This window comes from Pseudorhizobium xiangyangii (assembly GCF_020531965.1).
In the GTDB taxonomy this organism is placed as follows: domain Bacteria; phylum Pseudomonadota; class Alphaproteobacteria; order Rhizobiales; family Rhizobiaceae; genus Neorhizobium; species Neorhizobium xiangyangii.
In genome coordinates, this window is the sequence record NZ_JAJAWH010000055.1 from 1 (window position 1) to 7,285 (window position 7,285).

The window sequence follows — 7,285 nt, forward strand, 5'->3', positions numbered from 1 at the left end:
GACGCGGGCCTCGGACACGGTCTTGTAGGCGTGGAGGTAGACTTCCTCGTATTTGATCGAACGCCAGAGCCGTTCGACGAACACGTTGTCCCGCCACGCCCCCTTGCCATCCATCGAGATGGCGATTTTCGCCTTCTTCAGTACCGCCGTGAAGTCCATCGAGGTGAACTGCGAGCCCTGGTCGGTATTGAATATGTCGGGTTTGCCAGAACGGGCCAGCGCTTCCTCGACTGCTTCGATGCAGAAGGCTGCTTCCATCGTGATCGACAGCCGCCACGACAGAACCCTCCGGCTGAACCAGTCCACGACGGCGCAGAGATAGACAAAACCGCGCGCCATCGGAACGTAGGTTATGTCCATTGCCCAGACTTGGTTGGGTCGGGTGACCGCCAACTTTCGCAGGAGGTAGGGATGGATTTTGTGACCTGGCGCTGGTTTGGATGTGTTCGGGCGACGATAGATCGCCTCGATGCCCATCTTTTTCATCAGCGTGGCGACGTGCAGCCGCCCAGCTTCCAGCCCTTCTCCTCTCAAGAGCCCTTGCAACATCCGACTTCCGGCAAAAGGGTAGTCGAGATGCAGCTCGTCGATACGGCGCATCAGGGCAAGATCGCCGTCTGGCACTGGACGAGGCAGATAATAGACACTGCCACGGCTGAAACCGAGAAGCTTCGCCTGGCGCACGACGGATAGCTTATGCTCGCGGTCGATCATTTCTTTCCGCCCAGCAACCCCGCCTTGCCGAGCGCTCCGGCTAAAAAATCATTTTCCAGCGTCAGTTCGCCGATCTTGGCGTGCAATGTTTTGACATCGACGGTTGGACCCGCCGGCTCCGCCTTCGCTTCATCACCGAAAACGCCTGTCGCCCCCTCAAGGAGCTGGTCTTTCCACTGCTTGATCTGGTTGGCGTGCACGTCAAACTGCTGGGACAATTCCACCAGCGTCTGCTCACCTCGGATGGCGGCAAGTGCCACCTTTGCCTTGAAAGCCGGGCTATGGTTCCGGCGCGGTCGTCTCGTCATGGTATCTCCTGTTCCCGGCATCTAAGCCGAAGTCAGGCAGAAATTCCACTTATCCTGGCTGTGCAGATTTCCCGAGCCAGCTCTCTCCCTTGGGGAAGCCATCTTCAGCGCTGAATGCGGATGGATTTCGTTATAATCCTCGATCCATCCGTCGATCTTCCGGAGAGCTGTGTCGGCGTCCGGAATGGGTGAGATGTGTATGTAGTCCCGCTTCAGTGCGTATTCCGATGAAGCCGACCACCTATTCCGACACGAAGCCGGCCACCCATTCCGATTTCATTCCGGCCACCGTTCCGATTTGAAGCCGGCCAGTCGGTGTGCCTCTGGGTCGTTGAGTTTTGTGGCGTGAAGCTGCTTGGCGGTCAAGCCTGGGTTGTTTCAAGGGCGGTTACGGAGCGCTGCTTTCGCATGCTCTCCCCCATGAGTTCGATGCGGTAGGCACTATGAACGAGGCGATCGAGGATGGCGTCGGCGATCGTCGGATTACCGATCATGTCGTACCAGTGCTCGACGGGCACCTGGCTGGTGACGATGGTGGACCGTTTCTCATAGCGGTCCTCAACGATCTCCAGGAGGTCGCGCCGTTGTTCGTCGCTGAGCTTCTCCGGCCCCCAGTCGTCCAGAATGAGCAGATCGGTTCTGGCCAGCGCCTTGAGGACCTTCGGATATCGGCCGTCGCCACGTGCCAGGGCAAGGGTGGCAAACAGTCTGGGCAGGCGATGATAAGCGACGGAGAAGTCCTCGCGGCACGCCTTGTGTCCGAGAGCGCAGGCAAGCCAGCTCTTGCCGACGCCGGCGGGTCCGATCATGAGCAGGCTGTGGCGCTGCCGGATCCAATCACATCCGGCGAGCTTCAGGAACAGATTGCGATCGAGGCCGCGGGTGGCGCGGAAATCGATGTTCTCGATTTGGGCATCATGGCGCAGCTTTGCGGCCCGGGCACGGGCCTCGAAGCGCTTCTGGCCGCGGGTGGTCGACTCGCGCTCGAGAAGAAGGGCCAGCCACTCACCGTGCTCGAGGTGTCTCGCCTCCGGTTGCGCCTCGAGTTCCTGATAGGCGCTTGCCATGCCGGAAAGGCCGAGTTGGCGCAGCATGTCGATGGTAGGATTGATCAGCATAATTGGGTGTCTCCTCAATGAAAGTAATCGGGGCCACGCAGATTGGCGTGCTCCATGATGGCGGCAGGTTCGGTGGACTGCCTTGAACCCTTGTGAGTGGCGATCAGCGAGGCAATGGTCTTGCAGGTCAGCCCTCCGATCTCGACAGCCCGCGTTGAGACGGCCTCGGCCCGGTCGTTGCCGACGTCACGATAAAGGCGCAGGATCCCCAGGCACGTTCTGAAGCCCTGTTCCGGATGCGGACGGCTGGCGAGAATGGCGATGATCAACCCTTCTGTGTGCGGTCCGATGGACGCGCCCCAACGCCGGAAGCGTTCCGGCGTCCACTCGGTATAGCGGCGGTGTGAACTGGGCATGTGCGCGGGGTCTGTTCCATAGCGCGGGCCCCCATAGCGGCGCTGATGCACCGCAACGCGTTTGCCGCGATGGAAGATCTCGATCATCCGTTCCGTCGCTCGGATATCGACTTGGCTCCGGATGAGGGCATGCGGGACGGAATAGAAGAAGCTCTGGAACTCGACATGGTAATCCGTCGATACCCGCGCGAAGCGCCACTCGGCGAACTCGTAATGTTCGGATGGCAGACGTGCGAGCGCTGCCTGTTCGACCGTCTCAAAGAGGTTCCGACGACTGACGCCCAACCGGCGCATGACATGGTTGTTGATGCGCTCCAGCATCTGGGCGATCGCGGCATTGGCCTCGGCGAGCGAGAAGAAGGTCTGTTTGCGAAGACGGCCGAGAATACAGCTCTGGGCGAACTTTACGCCATTCTCCACCTTGGCCTTGTCCTTCGGGCGTCGCGGACGTGCTGGCAGGACACCAACGCCGTAATGAGCGGCCATGACCCCATAGCTGCGGTTGATCTCCGGATCGTAGAAGCTGGCGCGGTTGACGCCGGACTTCAGATTATCGGGCACGATCAGGCGGGGCACACCGTCGAAGAACATGAACATGCGCACATGTGAACCGATCCAGTCCGGCAGAGTCTGGGTCCATGTGGCTTCGGCGTATGTGTAGCTCGACGCGCCGAGTACGCCGAGGAACAGTTCCGCCTCGCGGATCTCGCCGGTCTTGCGATCCACGATCGGCACCTTCTTGCCGGAATAGTCCACGAAGACCTTGTCGCCGGCGACGTGTTCCTGGCGCATCGTCGGTGACAGGCGCTTCTCAAAGCCGCGGAACAGCTCGCAGAAGCGGCTATAACCGTACCCGTCCGGATGGACGCTACGATATTCCTCCCAAAGGATCAGCAGCGTCACGCCTGGCTTCTTCAGCTCGATCGAAAGCGGGGCCCAATCGGGCTCTTGGCGTAATCGCTGGCCTTGCTTAACGCCGGGGTGGACGAAAAGCTTGGCCTCAAGGACATCGTCTGTCAGGTCGCTGGCGAGGGGCCAACTCAACCCGGCCATCGCAGCCCGCTTCAAGTTATCCTGCACAGTGCTGCGAGCAATGCCAAGCATCACCGCAATCTCGCGGCTGCTCGTTCCGCTACCCGCAAGCCGCAGCATTTGTCGTATGTGTCGCATGGTCAGCTTTTTTTTGCAGGCATCAAATTCCCCTCGTGGATATCGAGGGGACACATGCCAAGGTTGCTGACCCAGGGGAACTTGAGTGCCGGAAACTGGCCGGTTATTGATTGGAATGGTGGCCGGCTTCAAATCGGAACGGTGGCCGGTTAATGATCGGAATGGTGGCCGGCTTCAGAGCGGAATCCGCACTTCAGGGTTTTGACGAAAGCCTCCGACATGCCGTTCGATTGTGGGCTGGCAACGGGCGTGAAGCATGGGATCAGGTTGAGAGCTTGAGCAAACAGCCTGGTCTCCCTCGCGGTGTAGGCGCTGCCGTTATCAGACAGATGTTCGATAGCATGCGGGGCGCTGGTTGCGCCGAAGCGCTTCTCGACGGCCAACGGAACCGCCACTGTCGATCCCGGTGCAGCAAGAATAGCACTGCTGCCAGCAATGACTTTGACGCAACCTACGTTATGACAAATGGCTGCTTGTCAGTACTGATCATCGACGAAACGGAAGGGGTACCGTCAATCATTCCCAAGCCGCCTCCTCCAAATCCTTAAGGCATCTGAATTTTCGAAAGCCGCTCAATTGATTTTTCGCATCTTTTCCGCACAGAAAAACCACCTCGCTGGAGGGTGCTTTTCTAATTTCATAGGCCTCGGAGTCATTAAAGCTCGTATGCAACAGTTGCTCAGGGCGAAATTCATCAGCCAAGTGAGCTGTTATCTCGATAACAGAAGTCCTTTCGCTGATCATTTGGTTCAGCTGGCGTTGAAGTCGTTCAGATTTTTCTCTGACCTCAGCATCATCGCCAATCCCCTCACTATCAGCGAGAGAGAACCCAACAGATTGGGCTAGTTTCCATAGACTCAATGTATCTAGCTGGTCCAAGCCCGACAGATTTGCGGTAATAATCGGAGCTGTGTGCGCCGCATTGATCTTTCCCGCATTATACTGCTGTAGAGCAACGGCCATTTCAAGAACCGAATTCATGACTACCTCAATCAAATCTGTACGGATTAACTGATATTACCACCCCACCATCACCTGATGTTACCACAAGTGTTGAGCCCGATTGATAATGACGCCTTTCCTCGCCATTCACAATTTGCGTGCTGTAGTTCCCTTGTGAAATAACGTCCTCTACGTACCCCGGTGCGATTGAGCGTCCCGGATTAACATTTCCAGCAGGAGCACCCAGCCCGGATGGTTGCATAGAGTCAACCGCGTGATGGGTATATAACCTATTACCCACTTGAGCGTATTCGCGACCCTCTACGATTACTTTCGGATAGTCGTTCCACGAACCCCAGAACGGTCTATTTAATGGACCGGGTTCGGATGCAAAAGCCCATCGTCGACTGCCGTCTTGATCGTCCGCAGAACACAGCTGGCACCGATAGCTTATTTAGTATGAGCTAAAATCCGCTTGTACAAAAACTCATAAAAATCTGCAGCATAAGGAATATCCTCGCCAGAGGGGAGGCGTAGCCTCACCGGACATTCCCCATCGGCAAACTGCAGATAATCGAAGAAAAACACCTCCCCGAAGTCACTAGCAGCCACAGCTACTCTGCTACTGTAAGCCGGATTGTTCTTTACATCCAAAATATGCTGGTAGACGATGTCGCCTCCCCTCACCGTCTCAAATTCGAGACCGTAAATGCTGTAAATTTCTTCGCCCCCGATCTCCCCTCCTGCGTATTTCTTTAAAAACCATTTGTACGAGGTTGGAAGGCAACGCCCCAGCCTTTCCTCAGCCTTTCTGATCCACTCATCACCTACCGCATCCTGTTCATTTCCAAAGGACACGACATTGGGATTCAAAGACGCCAACGCCTCAACTATGGATTCGGTCACGCTCCCCATTTCAGCCTCCTAAATTCGCTGCTCGATCACTCCAATACTTGGCCCTCCAGCTATCAAACTCAGGTCTGTCAATGCCTGATGGAATGGTGTTTGAATTGATATGAATCGTTTTACTGTTTGTCTGGTGGAATGTCTGGGTGACTTCGGCGATTGCTCCGGAATGTGTTTGGGTAAGATGGTGCAAGTTTACTGACTTTCCATCAACGCCGATTGGCGCTCTACCGCTTGCCATACGCTCAAGATTGGTTCCCGTGACAACCATTCCCCGTTCGCGCCAACTAGTGACAAGATTTGGATCAAACAAATCATTCCGCTGATAAACTTCGTTTCCATTGAAAACAATCGGCTCCTCCGACCAGAATTTTCTTTCCTGCCTGAAGGCCGCTTCGACGCCATCTCCTACGACGACCTCGACAACGTCGTCGCCTTTCTTGAGCAGAAGCCTGGCTCCATCGCCGAGAGCAGGCACCATTCCCACTGCCGCCCCGAGGCATGTTCCCCAGCTGAGCGCGGCACCGCATTCGACCGCCGCTTTGACGTCACCGACGCCGGGGGTAAAATCGATGACGATCCCGATCCCCTCAAAGAAAGCGAGCATGGCTTGAGCGTTTTCTGCGCGGCTGGCCGCATCGGCGGCAAGGCGGCGCACTTCGGCATCAAATGCGACCTGGCAGGTTGAGCTGCTCAATCCGGAGCAGGATGCCTTTTCAAACTCCTTGCGGAACTCCGCCCCGGCGGCAGTCCAGACTTCCTCCATGTTGACGCCGCCGCCAATCTTCTCGGCGGTCTCGTACTGCAGGCGCTCGAAGGTGGCCGACCAGCCGGTCGGTTTGAGTAGCAGGAGAACCTCGTCCGCCTTGCCGGACAGTTCGGCGGCGGCGATCCGCACCATGTGCATCTGCACGCAGGCCGTGTCATTGCCGCATGCCGCAAATTCCGCGTCATGTGCTTCGCTCAATGCGCGGTATTCGGCGATCACCTGCGTACAGTCGCTGCCTTGAAGCAGGCACTCCTTCAGTTCTGCCTCGAGAAGTGCGAGCTCACTGTGCGAGAGGTAGTTATTCTCCAACCCTGAGCGGGCGATGGTGGCCGCAAGCTCTACGTTTTCCGCCTTACCGCCGGAGAACATGAATCCGACCAGCGCCCCGATGAACTCGGCATTGGCCAATGCCCGCTTCTCGTCGGCTACTCCGCCATAGTTTTGGAGGTATGCCGCATAGATACTTTGTGCCACCGCCCCGGCAGCGCCGGCGGCGCAATCACCCCCGCTTGCTTGCGCCACAGCGCACCCGACGAGGCCATGCAACAGCATATGCTGCGGCGTGCCCTCCCCCAGATACCGATCGCCGATGGCGAACTGAATATCCGCCATCGCCAGATTGACGACTGTTTTAATAAGCGCAGCGGAGAAGGCCGATCCAAAGTCGGTGTCATAGACCAGGGAGGATAAACCCGATGAGATCAAACCATCCAGGGCGCCATCGAGAATGGCATGCAGCGTAAGGGTTCCGTTTCCGAAGTCTCCCAGCAGAGCTTTGCCGAGAAGGCCTTCGGCTTTGATGCCTATAAGATCGAGGCTGATGGCGTTGGTCAGCCCGGCTGTGACCCCTGCGAAGACCGCCCCTTCGAGGATCTCCCCGAGGTCGAAGTTGCCGGAAACAATCCCGTCGATGCTTTCAAGCATGAAGGATGAGGCGAAGGCGTTGACGGCGGCCGCCTGCCAGCCGGCCAGGCCGAGGATTCCACCGACACCCGAGCCGGG

At 57.4% G+C, this 7,285-nt stretch carries 5 protein-coding genes and 3 pseudogenes; all 8 read right to left on the minus strand.

Going from position 1 to position 7,285, the window contains the following annotated elements:
• Positions 1-1,022: pseudogene (locus tag LH464_RS23665) on the minus strand (IS3 family transposase); the annotation flags it as partial.
• 21 nt (positions 1,023-1,043) lie between these two features.
• Positions 1,044-1,256 (minus strand): annotated as a pseudogene (locus LH464_RS23670) (integrase core domain-containing protein); the annotation flags it as partial.
• A 128-nt stretch (positions 1,257-1,384) separates the two neighbouring features.
• Positions 1,385-2,140, minus strand: coding sequence for an IS21-like element helper ATPase IstB (gene istB, locus LH464_RS23675; RefSeq protein WP_226788866.1), 756 nt, complete (start codon positions 2,138-2,140; stop codon positions 1,385-1,387).
• Positions 2,141-2,154: 14 nt separating this feature from the next.
• Positions 2,155-3,666 carry an IS21 family transposase gene (gene istA, locus LH464_RS23680; protein WP_226788867.1) on the minus strand — a complete coding sequence of 504 codons (1,512 nt, stop codon included), beginning with the start codon at positions 3,664-3,666 and terminating at the stop codon, positions 2,155-2,157.
• A 191-nt stretch (positions 3,667-3,857) separates the two neighbouring features.
• A pseudogene (locus LH464_RS23685) lies at positions 3,858-4,046 on the minus strand (IS3-like element IS426 family transposase); the annotation flags it as partial.
• Between the two features lie 136 nt (positions 4,047-4,182).
• Positions 4,183-4,647: a hypothetical protein gene (locus tag LH464_RS23690; RefSeq protein ID WP_226788868.1), complete on the minus strand. Its 465-nt coding sequence runs from the start codon at positions 4,645-4,647 to the stop codon at positions 4,183-4,185.
• 411 nt (positions 4,648-5,058) lie between these two features.
• Positions 5,059-5,523: an SMI1/KNR4 family protein gene (locus LH464_RS23695; protein WP_226788869.1), complete on the minus strand. Its 465-nt coding sequence runs from the start codon at positions 5,521-5,523 to the stop codon at positions 5,059-5,061.
• A gap of 1 nt (position 5,524) precedes the next feature.
• A partial coding sequence (locus tag LH464_RS23700; protein ID WP_226788870.1) for an HNH/ENDO VII family nuclease occupies positions 5,525-7,285 on the minus strand: 1,761 nt, incomplete at its 5' end.

Excerpts from the sequence above, each read along its gene's own strand:
- istB (WP_226788866.1), bottom strand. The coding sequence starts at position 2,140 with ATGCTGATCAATCCTACCATCGACATGCTGCGCCAACTCGGCCTTTCC.
- istA (WP_226788867.1), bottom strand. The coding sequence starts at position 3,666 with ATGCGACACATACGACAAATGCTGCGGCTTGCGGGTAGCGGAACGAGC.
- LH464_RS23690 (WP_226788868.1), bottom strand. The coding sequence starts at position 4,647 with ATGAATTCGGTTCTTGAAATGGCCGTTGCTCTACAGCAGTATAATGCG.
- LH464_RS23695 (WP_226788869.1), bottom strand. The coding sequence starts at position 5,523 with ATGGGGAGCGTGACCGAATCCATAGTTGAGGCGTTGGCGTCTTTGAAT.